We start from the raw sequence: 16793 nt of genomic DNA on the forward strand, positions 1-16793 counted from the left end.
ACGCGCCACTCCGGAGACCACGCCTCCCGCCGCTCCTAGGATGATGGTTCCTCACTGTCTCGGCCGATTCAGGTCCGCGTTCCTCGGGAGCCGCCGTGTCCGATCCGCTGATCCGCCCGATGCCCCTCCGCGGCGACTCCGCCCGGCACTGGCTGCGGGCCCGCCACGCCGAGGCCGGGCCCGACCCCGCGTTCGCCGTCACCGGGCAGGAGGCGGCCGCCGAGGGCGTGCTCCTCCGGCGGATCTGGCACACGGCCGGCACGATCGACTTCCGCCCGAGCCCCCGCGCCGACCCGGGGTCGGTGGTGCTCCTGCTCCCGCTCGAGGGCGCGTTCACCGTCGCCAGTCGGGAGGAGCGCGAGTTCGTCGGCCGCGGCACCCTCGCGGTGCTGCCCGCCCGATCGGGAGCGACGATCAGCACGAGCGCTCCCAGCTCCCGGCTCGTCCTGGTCGTGCGGCCCTCGGGCGACACGGATCCGCCCGTCGGCCTCACCGTGGTCTCCTCCCCCGCGGCACCGGTGCTGGTCGCCGCCGCGAACGCGGTGCTCGACGCCGGGCTGCCCATGAGCCCCGGGCTGCACACCGCGCTGCGGGGCCTCGCCGCGGCCGTCGTCGCGGAGTGACAGGAGCTGTCAACCCTCCCCGCCCCGGCCATCCGCTCGCAGGGACGTCCTCGAACATCAAGTGACGCCGATCGTCGGCGCCGGAAGGAGCACTCGCCATGGCCGAGATCACCGCCCACCACGGACTCTTCAAGGACACGGACCTGCACGTCGACGACACCGGCGGATCGGGCCGCCCCGTGGTCCTCATCCACGGCTGGCCCCTCTCGGGCGAGTCATGGAAGGAGCAGGTCCCCGCGTTCGCCGAGGCCGGCTACCGCGTCGTCACCTACGACCGCCGCGGCTTCGGGCGCAGCGACAAGCCGCTCACCGGCTACAGCTACGACACGCTCACCGAGGACCTGCACACCCTCCTCACCGAGCTCGACCTGCAGGACGTCACCCTGGTCGGCTTCTCGATGGGCGGCGGCGAGGTCGCCCGCTACTTCACGAAGTACGGCGCCGAGCGCCTGCACAGCGTCGTCTTCGCCTCGGCCGTCCCGCCGTACCTGATGAAGACGGACGACAACCCGGACGGCCCGCTCGAGAAGGCGCAGGCCGCGCAGATGACCGCGGGCCTCACGAAGAGCGAGGACGACTTCTACGACCAGTTCACCACCGACTTCTTCTCGGTCGACGGCGTGCTGAAGGTGACGGAGGAGCAGCGCCAGGAGGCGATCGCTCTGGCGAAGCAGTCGGCCAAGCACGCGGCCCTCGCCTGCATGACCGCGTTCGCGACCACCGACTTCCGCGAGGACCTGCCCAACGTGTCGGTGCCCGCGCTCGTCATCCACGGCGACGGCGACGGCACGGTTCCGTTCGAGGGCTCCGGCGCCCGCACCCACGCGGCGATCCCCGGCTCCGAGCTGCACGTCGTCCACGGCGCCCCGCACGGAGTGACCGTGAGCCACCCGGAGGAGTGGAACCGCGCCGTCCTGGAGTTCCTCGCGAAGTAGCGGCGGCACTCCCGCATGCTGGTCGAGCAGCCCCGCAGGGGCGTATCGAGGCCCGTCGCACGGACACGGATCTCGATACGCGCCCTGTGCGCTGCTCGATCAGCAGGAACCGGTCACCCACGCGCGATGCTCGCTCAGCAGGAGCCGGAGCCCCCGCGTCAGCCCTTCTCCGCGCCCTCGGTCGTGTTCATGATCCGCCGCTGGAAGACGAAGAACAGGACGGCCACCGGGATCGACATCAGCACCGCGGCCGCGAGCTGCAGCGGGTACTGGTTGCCGGTGCCCAGCTGCCCCGACACGAGCGACGCGACTCCGGTCGTCAGCGTGTTGAGCTCCGGCGACTGCCGAGACACCACGAAGTGCGAGAACTCGTTCCACGAGCCCTGGAACGACAGGATGAACAGCGTCACGATCGCCGGACGCGCCATCGGCACCACGATCGAGCGGAAGGTCCGGAACACTCCGGCCCCGTCGATCCGCGCGGCCTCCTCGATGGAGAGCGGGATCGAGTCGAAGAACTGCTTCATGATGAAGATCCCCGCCGCGTCCACGATCAGCGGGACGATCATCCCCGCGTAGCTGTCGTAGAGGCCGAGCTGCTTGAGGATCAGGAACCGCGGGATCAGCAGCACCACCGCGGGCACGCTCATCACTCCGATGAACAGCGCGAACAGCAGGCCCCGTCCGCGGAAGCGCAGCCGCGACAGCGCGTAGCCGGCCAGCGAGTCGAAGAAGACCCGGCCGACGGTGACGAACACGGTGACGATCACCGAGTTGAGCGTCCACAGCGGCAGCGGGACGTCGGTGAACAGCCGCTCGTAGGAGGCGAACGACCAGGTCGCGGGCAGCAGCGACAGCGGGTTCGCGGTGGCGTCGGCGTCCGACTTGAACGACGACGCGACCGAGATCAGGAACGGGTAGATGTACACCAGCGCCAGCGCGATCAGCAGCAGGTAGCCGCCGATCAGCGACGCGCGGCCGCGGGCGCCCAGGCGGATGCGGCGGTGCGGCACCGGTGCGGCGGGCTCGGGGCTCTCGGGGGCGCGGGTGCCGGGCTCGGTCAGCGTGCTCATCGGATGCCTCCCGTGGTGAGGGTCGTCGCGGCGTCGGCGCGGGCGGCGCGGCGGGGGCGCCGACGCGGCTCCCCCTTCTCGCGGAGGAGCGCCCGCTGCAGGAGCGTCAGCACGACGATGATGAAGAAGAGGATGAAGGCGATCGCGGCGCCCTGACCCCAGCGGAGATCCGTGAACGAGGACTCGTAGGCGAGGTACGCCGGGGTGAGCAGCGTCTTGCCCGGCGCCCCTCCTCCGGTGAGGTAGATCTGGTCGAACACCTGCCAGGTGCCGATCAGTCCGAGGGTCAGCACGGTGAAGAGCGTGGGCTTGAGCATCGGCAGAGTGACCGAGAAGAACTTCCGGAGCGGGCCGGCGCCGTCCATGAGCGCCGCCTCGTCGATCTCGGCGCCGATGTTCTGCAGCGCCGCGAGGAACAGCAGCATGAACGTGCCCGAGGTGGTGAAGATCGCCATCGTGATCAGCACGCACATCGCGACGGACGGGCCGGACAGCCAGTCCCACCAGGTGAGGCCGAGCGGGGCGCCCGCGGCCAGCGGCCCGGAGCCGTCGACGCCGACGGCGCCCAGGAGCGAGTGCAGGACACCGGTCGGGTCGGCCATCCAGGTCGGCCCGTCGGCGCCGAACCAGCCGAGCACCGCGTTGACGACGCCCGAGGCGGAGAAGAGGAACAGGAAGATCACGGTGATCGCGATCGAGGAGGTGACGGAGGGGAAGTAGAAGGCGGTGCGGAAGAAGCCCCGGCCCCGCAGGATCCGCCGGTTCACCTGCACGGCGAGGAAGAGCGCGAGCGCGGTCTGCAGCGGCACCACGAGCAGCACGTAGTAGACGTTGTTGCGGATCGCGGTGCCGAAGTCCTTCTGCGCCAGGCCGGAGTCGGTGAGCACCGCGCGGTAGTTGTCGGCTCCGACGAACTGCGCGGTCGGCCCGAGGGGCGAGCCGAGCCCGTTCCAGTTGCTGACGCTGACCCAGAGGGCGAGGCCGATCGGGACGACGAGGAACACGCCGATCACGACGATCGCCGGGAGGGTGAAGAGCCAGCCGTAGCGGGCCTCGTGCCCGCGGATGCCGGAGCGGCGGCTCCGGGGGGCGGCGGTGGTGCTCATCGATGCGTCTCCTTCGACTCACGTGCGCGGGGTGGGCGTGCCGGTCGGGCACGGGGAGGCGGCGGTCGGGTCCGCCGCCTCCCGGCCGGGCTACTTCGCGTTCGCGGTGTCGAGCGCGTCCTGCAGGTTGGTCTGCAGGTCGCCGAGGATCGACTCCGGGTCGCCGGTCGCGAGGCCCTCGAGCGCCGAGTTGAAGTCGGTGATGACGGTCGCCGCGCCGGCGAAGGCCACGGGGCTCACCGCGTAGTCGTTGCCGGAGACGAAGGCGGCGTTCTCGGGGTACTTCGTCGCGTACTCGGCGGCTCCGGTCTCGGTGGAGGGGATGACTCCGAAGGCGTCCGAGAAGGCGAGCTGCTGCTCGTCCGAGGTCAGGGCCGACACGAGCGACTCCGTCTTCTCGGCCGTGGCGCTGCCGACGGGGATGCCCCAGCAGTTGCTGAAGGTGAAGGTCGACTTCCCGCCGGGGCCGGCGGGGAGCTCGGCGACGCGGTAGTTCACGTCGGGGTAGTCGGCCGCGAGCGCTCCGTTGATCCACGGGCCCTCGATGACCATCGCCGCCGCGCCCTTGCCGAACGCCTCGCCGGACCAGCCGGAGTCGAGCGCGGCCGGGAACTTCAGCACGCCGTCGGTGAGCAGCGTCTTCACCTCGGTCAGGCCCGCGACGTTCTCGGGGGTGTCCGCGGTGACGGTGGTGCCGTCCTCCGAGAGGAGCGATCCGCCGGCCTGGTTCATGAAGGTGCCGATGCGCGCGTACTCGGCGCCGAAGGAGAGCCCGGTCACTCCGTTCGCGGTCAGCTTCGTCGCCGCCGACTCGAGCGAGGCCCAGTCGGTGGGGACGTCCGCGTCGGTGAGGCCGGCCGCCGCCCAGAGGTCCGTGTTGATCACGAGGCCGAGCGTGGAGAAGTCCTTGGGCTCGCAGTAGAACCGGTCGTCGTAGCTGAACGCGTCGCGCAGCGCCGGGTAGAAGGCGTCGGCGTCCCCGGCGTCCTGGGCGTACGGCTCCAGGTAGCGGTTGCTCGCGTAGGTCTGGAACTGGTCCCAGCTCATGTAGAAGAGGTCGGGCGGGTTGCCGCCGGAGAAGCCCTGGCCGAGCTGCTGCGTCAGGTCGCTGGCGGCGACCACGTCGACCGTCGTGCTGTTCTGCTCGCCCCAGGCGTTCACGGCGTCGGTGACGGCGGTCGTCTCGGCGTCGCCGGACGAGCCGATCATCACGGTGAGGGCGGAGTCGCCGCCCGCGTCACCGGAGTCGGAGCCGCTCGAGCAGGCGGCGAGCGGGAGCAGCAGGCCTCCGGCGAGGATCGCGGCACCCCAGCGTGCCGCGCGGTGGGTGGGGGTCATGGTCTGGCCTTTCGTGGGGAGGGGCGCCGGTCGGAGTGACGGCGCCTCAGTCGGCGGGGTGGTGGAGGGGTGTTCGGAGCACGAGGTGGGGCTCGATCAGGCGGTGGGCCTCGCCCGGAGCGAGCGAGCGGTGGACGACGTCGTCGCCGCGCTCGCCCAGCAGGAGCTCGAGCGCGCCCGCGGCCACCGCGTCGAGGTCCTGCTCGATGCTCGGCAGGCCGACGGCCGCGGCGACGGGGGTGTTGTCGAAGCCGACGATCGGGAGGGAGGGCCGGCCGACGGCCACGGCTGCCATCGAGGCGCCGAGCGCGAGCGAGTCGGAGACGCAGACCAGCCCGTCGAGCTCCGGGGTCGAGCGGAGGAACTCGATGGCCGCGATCCGGGCCTGCTGGACGTCGTCCTCGGAGGAGGCGGCGAGCAGTGGCGCGTCGCGGAACCGCTCGCGGTGCACCCGCTCCCAGCCGCTGCGGCGGTCGTCGCCGGTCGCGGATCCGCTCGGCCAGCCGAGGAAGCCGATGCGGGAGCAGCCGCTGTCGGCGAGGTGCGCCGTGGCCTGGGCGAGCCCGGCGGCGCCGTCGACGTCGACCCAGAGGTGCTGCGGGTCGTTGCGGTCGTCGACGCCCCAGGGACGGCCGAAGGTGACGAAGGGCACGGCCTGCTCGATCAGCCAGGCGGTCCGGGGGTCGCCGTAGAAGGTGGAGGTGAGCACGAAGGCGTCGACGTCGGCTCCGTCGCGGAGGCGCCCGATCCGCTCGATCTCCTCCTCCGGGCTCTTCGCCGTGTAGAGGAGGATGCGCATGCCGCGCGCGTCGGCCTGCTCGGTGACGGCGTGGAGGAAGCGGTCGAGCAGGCTGCCGGAGATGCCGTCGAGCACGCGGTCCATCCGGACGCCGATGGTGCCGGACTTGCGGGTGCGGAGGCGGCGGGCCGAGGCGTGCGGCCGGTAGTTGAGGTCGCCGATCGCCTTCTCGACGCGCTCGCGGGTGCTGTCGCGGACGATGTGCGGGCTGTTGAGCACGTTCGACACGGTCTGGCGCGAGACGCCGGCGGCACGGGCGACGTCCTCGACGGTCGGCAGTGCCATGCGTCCTCCTCGACGTGCTCTTGATCGTTCCAATCCGGCGGGATCCACCGGTTTGATCGATCAAATCCTTCGGTAAGGTTACCTCCGACGACGCCGCTGTCAACCGTCCGCCACGCTCCGGCACCTCCGGGGCCGGCGGAGGACGATCGGCGGCACGCCCCCAGCACCGACGATCCAGTGAGGAGTCGACCGTGACGACCGAGCGCGACGACCGACAGACCCCGCCCCGCCAGCCCCTCCTCCACGACTCCCTCGTCCTGCTCCGCGCACCCGTGCAGCTGTGGTCGGACGAGGCGGGCGAGGTCGGCTCCCGCCCCGTGCACGGGCTCTACCTCGGCGACGTGCGCGTGCTCGCGGGCGCTTCCCTCCGGGTGGGCGGCGCGGCGCTCGAGGCGATCGCGACCGGCCGCGACGGCGCCTCCTCCGCCCGCTTCACCGCGCTCGCCCGCCATCTCGACGACGCCGCCGCGGACCCGCGGATCCGCGTGGTCCGCTCGCGGGAGGTCTCCGCCGGCGGCGTCCGCGAGAGCATCCGCCTCGAGTCGGCGCTGCCCGACGAGGTCGCGACCACCGTCGAGCTGACCCTCGACCCCGACTTCTCGCTCGTGCACGTGGTGAAGGCGGGGCTCCGCGACGAGCCCTCCTTCGCGACCGCTCTGGTGGACGGCGGCCTCGACTGGACCCACGGCCCGGTCCGCGCCGAGCTGCGCGCGCCCGGCGCCTCGATCTCGGGCACGGTGCTCACCTGGAGCGTCGTGGTCCCGGCCCGCGGGAGCGTCGAGGTCGTGTGGAGCGTCGCCGCGGAGGACGCCTCCGCCGTGGTCGCCGCCGCGTCCGGACCGGCCGAATGGGCGGGGACCGCGCTCGAGACCGGCGACTCCCGCCTCGCCTCCTGGTGCCGCGCCGCGCTCGACGACCTCGACGCCCTGCGCATGGTCACCGTGGAGCGCCCCGGCGAGCCCTTCCTCGCCGCGGGAGCGCCGTGGTTCTTCACCCTCTTCGGGCGCGACTCGATCTGGGCGGCGCGGATGCTCCTCCCCCTCGGGACCGGGATCGCCGCCTCCACCCTCCGCGTCCTGGCCGGCCTGCAGGGCACCCGCCACGTCGCGGACACCGCCGAGCAGCCGGGCAGGATCATGCACGAGCTGCGCGCCACGACCCTCGAGATCCCCGGCGAGGGCGTCTCGCTGCCCCCGCTCTACTTCGGCACGGTCGACGCCACCGCGCTCTGGGTCTGCCTCCTCCACGACGCCTGGCGCTGGGGGCTCCCGGACGACGAGGTCGAGGAGCTGCTGCCCGCTCTGGAGGCGGCGCTGCGCTGGCTCCGCGACGACGGCGACTCCGACGGCGACGGGTTCCTCGAGTACGTCGACACCACGGGGCACGGGCTCGCCAACCAGGGCTGGAAGGACTCGGGCGACTCGATCCAGTGGCGCAACGGCACGCTCGCCGAGGGTCCGATCGCGCTCTGCGAGGTGCAGGCCTACGCCCACGAGGCCATGGCAGGCGGAGCGGCGCTGCTCGAGCACCTCGGCCGTGACGGCTCGGAGTGGCGCGAGGCGGCGTCGACGCTGAAGGCGCGCTTCGCGGAGGCGTTCTGGATCGACGACGCCGACGGCGGCTACCCGGCGATCGCGCTCGACGCGGCCGGGCGCCCGGTCGACACGATCACCAGCAACCTCGGCCACCTCCTCGGCACCGGCATCCTCTTCCCCGAGCACGCCGCCCGGGTCGCCGAGCTGCTGGTCTCCCCCGGGCTCGACTCGGGCTTCGGCCTGCGCACCCTGGACACCGGCTCGGGCGGCTACTGGCCGCTGTCGTACCACGGCGGCTCCGTCTGGGCCCACGACACCGCGATCGCCGTCACCGGGCTCGCCCGGGAGGGCTTCGGGGCGGAGGCGACGACCCTCTCGCGCGGACTGATCGCCGCGGCCGAGGGCTTCGGCTACCGGATGCCCGAGCTGCACTCGGGCGACCCCGCCGCCGAGGTGCACGCGCCGGTGCCGTACCCGGCGGCCTGCCGACCGCAGGCCTGGTCGGCGGCCGCCTCCGTCGCCGTGCTGTCGGCGGCGCTGGGGCTCGCTCCCGGAGGCGACACCCTGGTCGTCGCGCCGCTCTCGCCCGCGCTCGCCGGGCCGATCCGCGTGGACGGGATCCGCTACCGCGGCTCCGTGGTGCCGGTGGACTGGGACGGCAGGATCTGAGGCGCCGCGCCGCTCAGGGCGGACCGGCTCAGATCAGGCCGGCTCAGGGCAGGCGCGCTCAGGGCAGGCGCGCCACGACCGCGCGCGCGATGCGCCGGCCCGAGCGGTTCGCCCCGATGGTCGAGGCCGTCGGGCCGTAGCCGGCGAAGAAGACGCGCTGATCCGTCAGCGAGGCTCCGTCGGCGACCGCGATGCCGCCCTCGCGCTCGCGCAGCCCGAGCGGAGCGAGGTGGCGCAGCTCCGGCCGGAAGCCCGTCGCCCAGATGATCGCGTCGGCGCGCGTGAAGGAGCCGTCCGGCCAGCGCACGCCCTCCTCCTCGATCGACGAGAACATCCCCCGCTCGTGCAGGAGCCCGCGCTCGATCCCGGCGACCACCCGGCGGGTGCGCTGCACGCCCGTGCCGCCGACGATGCTCGGGAGGGGCAGCCCGGCGCGGGCGGCGCGGTCCTGCTCGGCCACCGCCTCCACCGCCGACTCCATCGCCAGCTGCTCGCCGTCGTGGTAAACCACCGGTCGCCGCGTCGCCCACGTCAGTGAGCGCGCCACCCGCTCGAGCTCCAGCAGGAAGCCGATCGCCGAGGTGCCGCCGCCGACCACGAGCACCTGCTTCCCGGCGAAGTCCTCGGCGCGGACGTACTCGGTCGGGTCGATCTGCACGCCGCGGAAGCGGTCGCGCCCGGGGTAGTGCGGTACGAAGGGCGATCCCCAGGTGCCGGTCGCGTTGACGAGCAGGCTCGCGCGCTCGACCGCGCGGTCGGACTCGACGACGAGCGGCGACCCCGTGTCGTGCGGCGTCGCACTCGTGACGCGCCGCACCGACTCCGGACGGCGGATCTCGAGACCGAGCTCCTCCTCGTAGCGCCCGTAGTACTCGCGGACCACGTCCCGTGCCGGTCGCCGGTGATCGGCCGTGCGGAACGAGAGCCCCATCCGCTCCATGCCCGGGAGATCGTGCACGCGGTGCGCGGAGCCGAGCCGCAGGGCCTCCCAGCGGAACTGCCAGGCCCCGCCGGGCTCCGGACCGCGGTCGAGGACGATCAGGTCGCGCCCGGGGACGAGGCCGAGACGGCGCAGGTAGTAGGCCACGGACAGACCCGCCTGGCCCGCGCCGATCACCACGACGGGACGCGGTGGGGCGACGCTGTCCACGGTGCTCCTGACGCGGTCGAGGATGGGCGGCCGTCCGGCAGATCGAGGCCCGGGGTGGCGTGTCCCCCGTCTGCTAAACTACCGCGTAGATTTCAACTTTCCCTGTCTGCTCTTTTCCCCAGCCGGCTCACTGCCCGTCTGGCCTGTCATCGTGAGGGGGTCACCCATGGGGCGCGGCCGTCAGAAGGCGAAGAACACCAAGATCGCCCGTGAGCTGAAGTCGTTCAGCCCGGCGGTCGATTACAGCGCGCTCGAGCGCGAGCTCAGCCACCCGGACGAGCCGGACTACTCGAAGTGGATCGACGCCGAGGACGACGGCGACGACACGGACCTCGTCGAGGAGCCGCACCAGAAGCGTGCGTGACTCCTCCCGTGAATCGGGGCCGCTCCCTCGGGGCGGCCCCGATTCGCGTGCGGACGGCGATCCGGCGGGCGAGCGACCCGACCTGGAGCGCGGGTCGCTCGGCTGAGCACGTTCTCCCGCTTTCCGCCACTGAGTGCAGAATGTCGGTGCCCCCTGGGACACTGACCGGATGAGCACTTCCCCGCCCGCACGGCTGCCCGTGTGGCAGTCGGAGCGTCGCGGGAACGACCTCGACGAGGCGCGCGACTTCTACGCCGGCTCGTACAACGGCTCCGGCTTCCGGGCCGAGCGCTCGGTCGTGCCGTTCGCGTTCCGCTACACGACGACCGGGCCCGGGCCCGTGAGCCTCCACTCCGCCTCCTTCCTCGGCCGGGTGCGCGGCACGGTGGCCCCGAGCGACGTCTACGTCGCCCTCTGGCTGACCGCGGGGCGCGCCTCCCTCGACCTGGGGCGCGACGAGCACCGCCTCGTCGTCGGACGCCCGGCCATGTTCCCGAGCGGCCGGCCCTTCGGCTTCGAGGCCCTCGAGTACCGCGACGCGCTCGTGCACTTCGAGGCCGCCCACCTCGAGGCGATCGCCGCCGAGCTGCACGGCACCGAGCCCGGCCCGCTGCGGTTCGCCCCTGTGGCGCGCGACACGACCGCCTGGTGGGCGGCGATCCGGCTCCTGCGCGACACCCTCGCCTCCGCGCACACGCCCACCGTGCTGCAGCGCGACGGCGTCGCCCGCATCGCCGCGCTCGCCGCCCTGCAGACCTTCGCCCACCGCATCGCCCCGCTGCCGGCCGTGCCGCCCTCGGTCAGCGCGCGGCGCCTCCGCCGGGCCGTGGAGTTCGTGCAGGCCAACGCCGATCTGCCCCTCGGAGTGGCCGACATCGCCGACGCAGCGGGGCTCACGGTCCGCGGCGTGCAGCTGGCGTTCCAGCGCGCCTTCGGCGAGACCCCGCGGCACTACCTGCGCGACGTCCGCCTCGAGCGCGCGCACGAGGAGCTCTCGGCCGGATCGATCGGCTCGCTGGTGGTCGGCGACGTCGCCGCACGCTGGGGGTTCATCAGCGGCGGCCGCTTCGCCCAGCACTACGCGACGCGGTTCGGCGAGCTCCCGAGCGAGACCCTCCGGCGCTAGCCCCGCCGATCCCCGACGACGGTTCCGCCGAGGGGCGTTCGGGCGTACTGTCCGAGGACCGCCCGCTGCCCCGCGGGCCGCGTCGATGGAGCCGCGAATGTTCGAACCCGGAGGATCCGCGCGGCCTGTCGCGCGGGTCGGCTACGTCACCGCCGCCCTGCTGGTCGGCGCGATCCTGGTGGGCGGCGCGGTCGGCGCCGCCGTCGCCCTGGTCCTCTACCTGCCCGGCGTCCTCGCCGCCGACGGACCGCCCGGGCTGGTGAGCTTCGGCCTGCTCATGGGAGCGGCCTCCGGCGCGGGCATCGGAGTCGTCGGAGGCGCGGGAGCGGTCGCCGGCATGGTCGCGGTGCGCGTCGCGAGCCGCCGCGACGGCCCGTTCGTGCTCGGCACCAGCGCGGGCGCCGGCCTCGGCGTGCTGGTCGCCTCCGCGAACCTGCTCGTCAGCCGCGACGCCCCGACCTGGGCGACCGCCCTGCTCGCCACCGCGGCCGCCTGCGCGCTCTGCGCTGCGGGCTCGTGGCTGCTGACCCGGCACGAGCACTCCTGGGAGCGCGCGCACGCCGCACCGCGCTGATCCGCGGCGCCTCCGGAGGTCAGCCCGCGTAGGACCCGACCAGGCGGACCGCTCCGCCGTCGACGCCCTTCGCGCCCTGCTCGAAGCCCTCGAAACCGCGCGCGGCCGTCGAGACGCGGCCCGCGACCCACGACGGGACGCCCGAGCGCTCGAGGCGCGCGATCACGCCGTCGGCCGCCTCCGCCGCGACGACGGCGAACATGCCGATGCCGAGGTTCCAGGTGCCCTCGGTGCTCTCGAGCGTCGCGCCGGACATCCCGGCGAGCGCGCGGAACACGTCGGACGGGCTCCAGCTCGCCCGCTCGACCTCGACCCAGGAGCCGCGCGGCAGCACCCGGGCGAGGTTCGCCGCGATCCCGCCGCCGGTGACGTGGCTGATGGAGTGGACGGCCGGGCCGAGCTCGGCGTCGTCGAGCAGGTCGAGGAGGGGCCGGGTGTAGAGGCGGGTCGGCTCCAGCAGCACCTCGCCGACCACGCCGCCCAGCTCCTCGGAGCGGTCGGTGAAGCCGATGCCGCGCTCGGCGAGGATGTGGCGCACGAGCGAGTAGCCGTTCGAGTGCAGTCCGGAGGAGGCCATCGCCACCACGACGTCGCCGTCGCGCACGCGGTCGGCGCCGCGCACCTGGTCGGCCTCGATCGCGCCGACCGCCGCGCCCGCCACGTCGTAGTCGTCGGGTCCGAGCAGGCCCGGGTGCTCGGCCGTCTCGCCCCCGACGAGCGCGGTGCCCGTCTCGGAGCAGGCGCGCGCGATGCCGGCGACGATGTCGGCGATGCGAGCCGGGACGACCTTGCCGCACGCGATGTAGTCGGTCATGAAGAAGGGGCGGGCGCCGACCACGACGATGTCGTCGACGACCATGCCGACGAGGTCCTGCCCGATGGTGTCGTGCTTGTCGATCGCCTGGGCGAGCGCGACCTTGGTGCCGACGCCGTCGGTCGAGGTCGCGAGGAGGGGGGCGCGGAAGTCGCGGAGGAAGGAGACGTCGTACAGGCCCGCGAAGCCGCCGACCCCGCCGAGGACCCGGCTGTCGTGCGTCGCCGACACCGCCGACTTCATCAGCTCGACGGCGAGGTCCCCCGCCGCCGTGTCGACTCCTGCGCGGGCGTAGCTGCTCGTCTCATCACTCACGCGACGACCCTACCGACTGCCCTCTCCCGCCGCGGCGCGGATCCGGGTCCGCCGCACCGGCGGCTCCCGCTCCGCGCCCGCGGTCACGCGTCCCAGGCCACGTAGTGCAGCTCGGCGCGGTCGCGGCTGCGGTGGAGGTCGAGGTAGGACCGGGCGATGACCTCGGCCGCCGCGTCCGGGTGGCCGCCGTCGATGAGCGCGGTGATCGCCACGTGGGCGGCGTAGACGCCCCGGGGCTCGAGCGCGGAATGGAGGTTGAGGACCCAGTTCCGCAGGCCCCCGACGCAGTCGCCCGCATCGACGCCTGCGACCGCTCGATCGAGCTCGGCCGGGATCTCGTCGAGGCCGCCCACCGCGACGGATCCCTCTCCCCCGACTTCACCCACGACGACCTGATGGCCCTGCTCTGGATGGCGGGCACGACCAGCCGCGAGTCCGCGGCTCCGCAGGGCTGGCGCCGCGTCCTGGACCGCAGCCTCGCCGGAGCCTGGACGGCTCCGAGCAGCTGAGCGGCCGCGCGGCTCCCCGACCGACCGCCCGGCCGATCCGCCGGTCGACGCCGCCCTGAGCACCCCCGCGACCACGGATCCGCCCACGGCGAACCATTAGGGGATGAGTCCCCCGCGTGCCAGGATGGACCGTCAAACCCCCCTGCTATCCCCTTGGGAGCCCCTCCGGCATGTGCGGAATCGTTGGGATCGTGTCCTCCGGACCGGTCAACCAGTCCATCTACGACAGCCTCTCCCTCCTGCAGCACCGCGGCCAGGACTCGACCGGCATCGCGACCGCCGACGGCAGCACCCTGCACATCAAGAAGGCCGCGGGACAGGTCCGCGAGGCGTTCCGCACCCGCGACATGCGCTCGCTGCTCGGATCCATGGGCCTCGGCCACGTGCGCTACGCGACGAAGGGCAACGCCGAGCGCGAGGAGGAGGCCCAGCCGTTCTACGTGAACGCGCCGTACGGCATCATCCTCGTTCACAACGGCAACCTCACGAACACGCGCGAGCTCACCGAGGAGCTCTTCCGCATCGACCGCCGCCACCTCAACACCACCTCCGACACGGAGCTGCTGGTCAACGTGCTGGCGAACGAGCTGCAGGCCTCGATGTCGGGCCGCGACCTCGACGCCGACGAGGTGTTCGACGCCGTCGCCCGCGTGCACGAGCGCGTCGAGGGCTCCTACGCCACCATCGCGCTGATCGCCGGCGTCGGGCTGCTGGCGTTCCGCGACCCCTTCGGCATCCGCCCGCTCATCGTCGGCCGCCGCAGCAACACCGGCGCGCCGGACGACTGGGTCGTCGCCTCCGAGTCGCTCGTGCTCGAGGCGCAGGGCTTCGAGATCGTCCGCGACGTCGCTCCCGGCGAGGCGGTCTTCATCACCCCCGACGGCCGGATGGCCAGCCGCCAGTGCGCGAAGGATCCGCGACTCATCCCGTGCTCGTTCGAGTACGTCTACCTCGCCCGCCCCGACTCCGTGATGTCCGGCATCTCGGTCTACGAGGCGCGCCTGCGCCTGGGCGACCGGCTCGCCGACACCATCGCGCAGTACACCCCGGGCGGAGCGATCGACGTCGTCATGCCGATCCCCGACTCCTCCCGCCCCGCCGCGATGCAGGTCGCGCAGAAGCTCGGGATCGAGTACCGCGAGGGCTTCTACAAGAACCGCTACGTCGGCCGGACGTTCATCATGCCCGGGCAGGCGGTCCGCAAGAAGTCGGTGCGTCAGAAGCTCAACGCGATGTCGAGCGAGTTCAAGGGCAAGAACGTCCTGATCGTCGACGACTCGATCGTCCGCGGCACCACCTCCAAGGAGATCGTCGACATGGCCCGCGCGGCCGGCGCGAACACGGTCACCTTCGCATCCGCCGCGCCTCCCGTACGCTACCCGCACGTGTACGGGATCAACATGCCCTCGCGCCAGGAGCTCGTGGCCCACAACCGCCGCATCCCCGAGATCTCGGAGGCGATCGGCGCCGACCAGCTGATCTACCAGGAGGTCGCCGACATGAAGGCGGCGATCCTCGAGGGCTCGGACGTCACCGACCTCGAGACCAGCTGCTTCACCGGCGAGTACGTCACGGGCACCGTCACCCCGGAGTACCTCGACTGGGTGGAGCGCACTCAGCTGAGCTGAGCTCTGCACAGCGCCGGGCGCGGCGCAACGGGTGCCGCGGATCCGTGCGCCGCTCCATGATCGGAGGGTGCGCGGCCCCGCGCGCATGCACCCGAGGAGTCCCCCGTGATCTACCGAATCCTGCCGTTCCTGCTCACCTTCGTGGCCAAGAAGATCTCGAAGTCGCAGAAGGCCAAGCGCGCCGCCACCAAGCGCCCGACGTCCACCCCGAGCAGCAGCCGCCGCTCCTCGTCGCGCCGGGGACGCTGACGCCGCGGTCCCGTCCGCGAGCGCGAGCCGCGGGCGGGACCCTCAGCGCAGGGCGGAGTGCCGCGGCCGCAATGCGGCCCGCCTCCGCCTGCTAGACCCGGTCGGACCCCGTCCGCGGGTCGTCCTCGTCGGACGTCGTCCGCACGTCGGGCAGGGCCTCCTCGGCCACGGGCTCCTCGGCCGCGTCCTCGCGCTCGACGATCCGCTCGGCGGTGGTCCGGACGACCTTCCGGCCGACGACCCGGTCGAGCAGCACCACGACGAGCCCCGCGAGAGCGCCGAACAGCGTCACGAAGAGCAGCAGGCTGAAGCCGAAGACCTGCCCGCGGGAGAAGCCCTGAGTCTCGGGCAGCGCGAAGGTCAGCACGAAGGCCGCGATCGCTCCGAGCCCGACGCCGAGGGTCAGGATGCGCCAGACGCGCGGGGAGCGGCGGACGTCGACCTCTTCGCGGGTGACCTCGGGGCGGGCGGGATCGCTCATGCCTCCATTCTCCCCCGCGCGGGCGAGGGCGAGGCACCGTGATCGCTCAGAGCGCGTGCACCAGCCGGCCCGCCTGCGCGCGCAGCTCGCGGACGACGGTGCGGACCGAGAGCCGCTCCGCCCGGTCGGGCCGCATCAGCGCGACGATGTGCCGCACGGAGTCCACCCCGCGGAGCGGCTTCACCACCACTCCCGCGCCGCCCGCCGTGTAGCGCGGGAGCACCGCGATGCCCAGGCCCGCCGCGACGAACGCCTCCGTCACGCGGGTCGACGCGAAGCGCTGCTCCACCCGCACCGCCTCGCCGGACGCGGTCTCGATGTCCTGCATCACGCGCTCGAACGGGAACCCGTCCGGGACGCCGATCCAGGTCTCGCCGACCAGATCCGCCGCCGAGACCGTCGCCCGGTCCGCGAGGCGGTGCCCGGCCGGCAGGCCGATGTCGAGGGGCTCGATCATCAGCTCCGCCATCGCGAGGCCGCGGCCGGCCCAGGCGCTTCTGCCGGTGGGCGAGTGGGCGAGCACGATGTCGAAGTCGGCGGTCAGGTCGGCGAACTCGTCGGTGCCGGGGTCCGCGTCCTCGCACTGCACGACGAGTCCCTCGACGCTGCGGAGCGCGACCAGCGCGTTCGGGAGGAGCATCTGGCCCGCAGTGGGGAAGGTCGCGATGGTGACCTCGCCGATCGGGTTGTTCTTGAACGTCTGCCAGACGGCGTCGGCCCGCTCGAGCGCGATCGCGATCTCGGTGGCGCTCCGGGCGAGCTCGCGTCCCGCCGCCGTGAGCACCACACCGCGGCCGGAGCGCTCGATCAGCGGCACGCCGGCCTCGCGCTCGAGCACCTTGAGCTGCTGCGAGACCGCGGAGGGCGTGCGGTGCGTCGCCTCCGCCACGGCCGTGATCGAGCGGCGCATCGAGAGCTCGCGGAGCAGTTCCAGCCGTCGCACGTCCATGTAGAGAAACTACACGTCAGGTCAAGAACAGTTCGATTGTCCTACGGAACACGGGGCCGGACACTGGACGTTGTACACAGCATCCCGGCGGATGGATCAGAAGCCGCCGCAACGAAAGGCAGAACACTCATGAGCATCGCAATCCTCGTCGTCCTCAGTGGCCTCGCCGCATGGGGCACGGTGTCGACGGTGCTCGTCGCCAGCCGCGACGGCTACCGTCAGGTCCCCGCGCAGCACTGAGCCCCGCCGCTCCGCGACAGCACCTCATCGC

The 16793-nt window shown here is 72.9% G+C and carries 18 protein-coding genes; 9 read left to right on the top strand and 9 right to left on the bottom strand.

Annotated features, from left to right (window positions below; genetic code table 11):
- Positions 1 to 95: 95 nt before the first annotated feature.
- Positions 96 to 623 carry a hypothetical protein gene (locus tag C5C36_RS12720; RefSeq protein ID WP_104309843.1) on the top strand — a complete coding sequence of 176 codons (528 nt, stop codon included), beginning with the start codon at positions 96 to 98 and terminating at the stop codon, positions 621 to 623.
- 98 nt (positions 624 to 721) lie between these two features.
- Positions 722 to 1558 carry an alpha/beta fold hydrolase gene (locus C5C36_RS12725; RefSeq protein ID WP_104247393.1) on the top strand — a complete coding sequence of 279 codons (837 nt, stop codon included), beginning with the start codon at positions 722 to 724 and terminating at the stop codon, positions 1556 to 1558.
- Positions 1559 to 1716: 158 nt separating this feature from the next.
- Here C5C36_RS12725 and C5C36_RS12730 read toward each other — a convergent pair whose 3' ends face one another.
- The 4 genes from C5C36_RS12730 to C5C36_RS12745 all read right to left on the bottom strand — a co-directional run bounded on the left by C5C36_RS12730 (position 1717) and on the right by C5C36_RS12745 (position 6159).
- Complete coding sequence (locus C5C36_RS12730) at positions 1717 to 2631, bottom strand: carbohydrate ABC transporter permease (protein ID WP_104238713.1); 915 nt, start codon at positions 2629 to 2631, stop codon at positions 1717 to 1719.
- The gene (locus C5C36_RS12735) at positions 2628 to 3737 is read right to left on the bottom strand and encodes a carbohydrate ABC transporter permease (RefSeq protein WP_104238714.1); all 1110 of its coding nucleotides are present in this window, start codon (positions 3735 to 3737) and stop codon (positions 2628 to 2630) included. Before C5C36_RS12735 ends, C5C36_RS12730 begins: the two co-directional genes overlap by 4 nt.
- Before the next feature lie 90 nt (positions 3738 to 3827).
- Complete coding sequence (locus C5C36_RS12740) at positions 3828 to 5075, bottom strand: extracellular solute-binding protein (protein ID WP_104250796.1); 1248 nt, start codon at positions 5073 to 5075, stop codon at positions 3828 to 3830.
- Between the two features lie 46 nt (positions 5076 to 5121).
- Positions 5122 to 6159, bottom strand: a complete 1038-nt coding sequence (locus tag C5C36_RS12745) for a LacI family DNA-binding transcriptional regulator (protein ID WP_104247390.1) — start codon at positions 6157 to 6159, stop codon at positions 5122 to 5124.
- Between the two features lie 191 nt (positions 6160 to 6350).
- On the opposite strand from C5C36_RS12745, the gene C5C36_RS12750 reads away from it, so the two are divergent.
- The gene (locus C5C36_RS12750) at positions 6351 to 8363 is read left to right on the top strand and encodes a glycogen debranching N-terminal domain-containing protein (RefSeq protein WP_104309844.1); all 2013 of its coding nucleotides are present in this window, start codon (positions 6351 to 6353) and stop codon (positions 8361 to 8363) included.
- A 58-nt stretch (positions 8364 to 8421) separates the two neighbouring features.
- Here C5C36_RS12750 and C5C36_RS12755 read toward each other — a convergent pair whose 3' ends face one another.
- A complete protein-coding gene (locus C5C36_RS12755) occupies positions 8422 to 9513 on the bottom strand; it encodes an FAD-dependent oxidoreductase (protein WP_104257889.1) in 1092 nt (363 codons plus the stop codon).
- Between the two features lie 166 nt (positions 9514 to 9679).
- Between C5C36_RS12755 and C5C36_RS12760 the strand changes: the two genes are divergently transcribed.
- From C5C36_RS12760 to C5C36_RS12770, 3 genes are all read left to right on the top strand, one after another.
- Positions 9680 to 9877: a DUF3073 domain-containing protein gene (locus tag C5C36_RS12760; protein ID WP_097167615.1), complete on the top strand. Its 198-nt coding sequence runs from the start codon at positions 9680 to 9682 to the stop codon at positions 9875 to 9877.
- A gap of 169 nt (positions 9878 to 10046) precedes the next feature.
- A complete protein-coding gene (locus C5C36_RS12765; RefSeq protein WP_104309845.1) occupies positions 10047 to 11003 on the top strand; it encodes an AraC family transcriptional regulator in 957 nt (318 codons plus the stop codon).
- A gap of 97 nt (positions 11004 to 11100) precedes the next feature.
- Complete coding sequence (locus C5C36_RS12770) at positions 11101 to 11577, top strand: hypothetical protein (RefSeq protein WP_104226816.1); 477 nt, start codon at positions 11101 to 11103, stop codon at positions 11575 to 11577.
- A gap of 19 nt (positions 11578 to 11596) precedes the next feature.
- Here C5C36_RS12770 and purM read toward each other — a convergent pair whose 3' ends face one another.
- Both purM and C5C36_RS18110 read right to left on the bottom strand, forming a co-directional pair.
- A complete protein-coding gene (purM, locus tag C5C36_RS12775; protein WP_104223764.1) occupies positions 11597 to 12706 on the bottom strand; it encodes a phosphoribosylformylglycinamidine cyclo-ligase in 1110 nt (369 codons plus the stop codon).
- Positions 12707 to 12789: 83 nt separating this feature from the next.
- Entirely contained in the window at positions 12790 to 12918 is a 129-nt protein-coding gene (locus C5C36_RS18110; RefSeq protein WP_258062282.1) for a hypothetical protein, read from the bottom strand.
- A 36-nt stretch (positions 12919 to 12954) separates the two neighbouring features.
- On the opposite strand from C5C36_RS18110, the gene C5C36_RS12780 reads away from it, so the two are divergent.
- From C5C36_RS12780 to C5C36_RS17660, 3 genes are all read left to right on the top strand, one after another.
- A complete protein-coding gene (locus tag C5C36_RS12780) occupies positions 12955 to 13215 on the top strand; it encodes a hypothetical protein (protein ID WP_104309846.1) in 261 nt (86 codons plus the stop codon).
- A 170-nt stretch (positions 13216 to 13385) separates the two neighbouring features.
- On the top strand, positions 13386 to 14843 hold the full coding sequence (gene purF, locus C5C36_RS12785; protein ID WP_104223766.1) for an amidophosphoribosyltransferase: 1458 nt from the start codon (positions 13386 to 13388) through the stop codon (positions 14841 to 14843).
- 105 nt (positions 14844 to 14948) lie between these two features.
- Entirely contained in the window at positions 14949 to 15092 is a 144-nt protein-coding gene (locus C5C36_RS17660) for a hypothetical protein (protein WP_181133816.1), read from the top strand.
- Between the two features lie 91 nt (positions 15093 to 15183).
- Here C5C36_RS17660 and C5C36_RS12790 read toward each other — a convergent pair whose 3' ends face one another.
- A complete protein-coding gene (locus C5C36_RS12790; protein ID WP_104233832.1) occupies positions 15184 to 15573 on the bottom strand; it encodes a hypothetical protein in 390 nt (129 codons plus the stop codon).
- Positions 15574 to 15619: 46 nt separating this feature from the next.
- The gene (locus C5C36_RS12795; RefSeq protein ID WP_104309847.1) at positions 15620 to 16522 is read right to left on the bottom strand and encodes a LysR family transcriptional regulator; all 903 of its coding nucleotides are present in this window, start codon (positions 16520 to 16522) and stop codon (positions 15620 to 15622) included.
- Positions 16523 to 16793 lie beyond the last annotated feature (271 nt).

Origin of the sequence: Rathayibacter sp. AY1G1 (assembly GCF_002932095.1) — a bacterium.
Lineage (GTDB): Bacteria > Actinomycetota > Actinomycetes > Actinomycetales > Microbacteriaceae > Rathayibacter.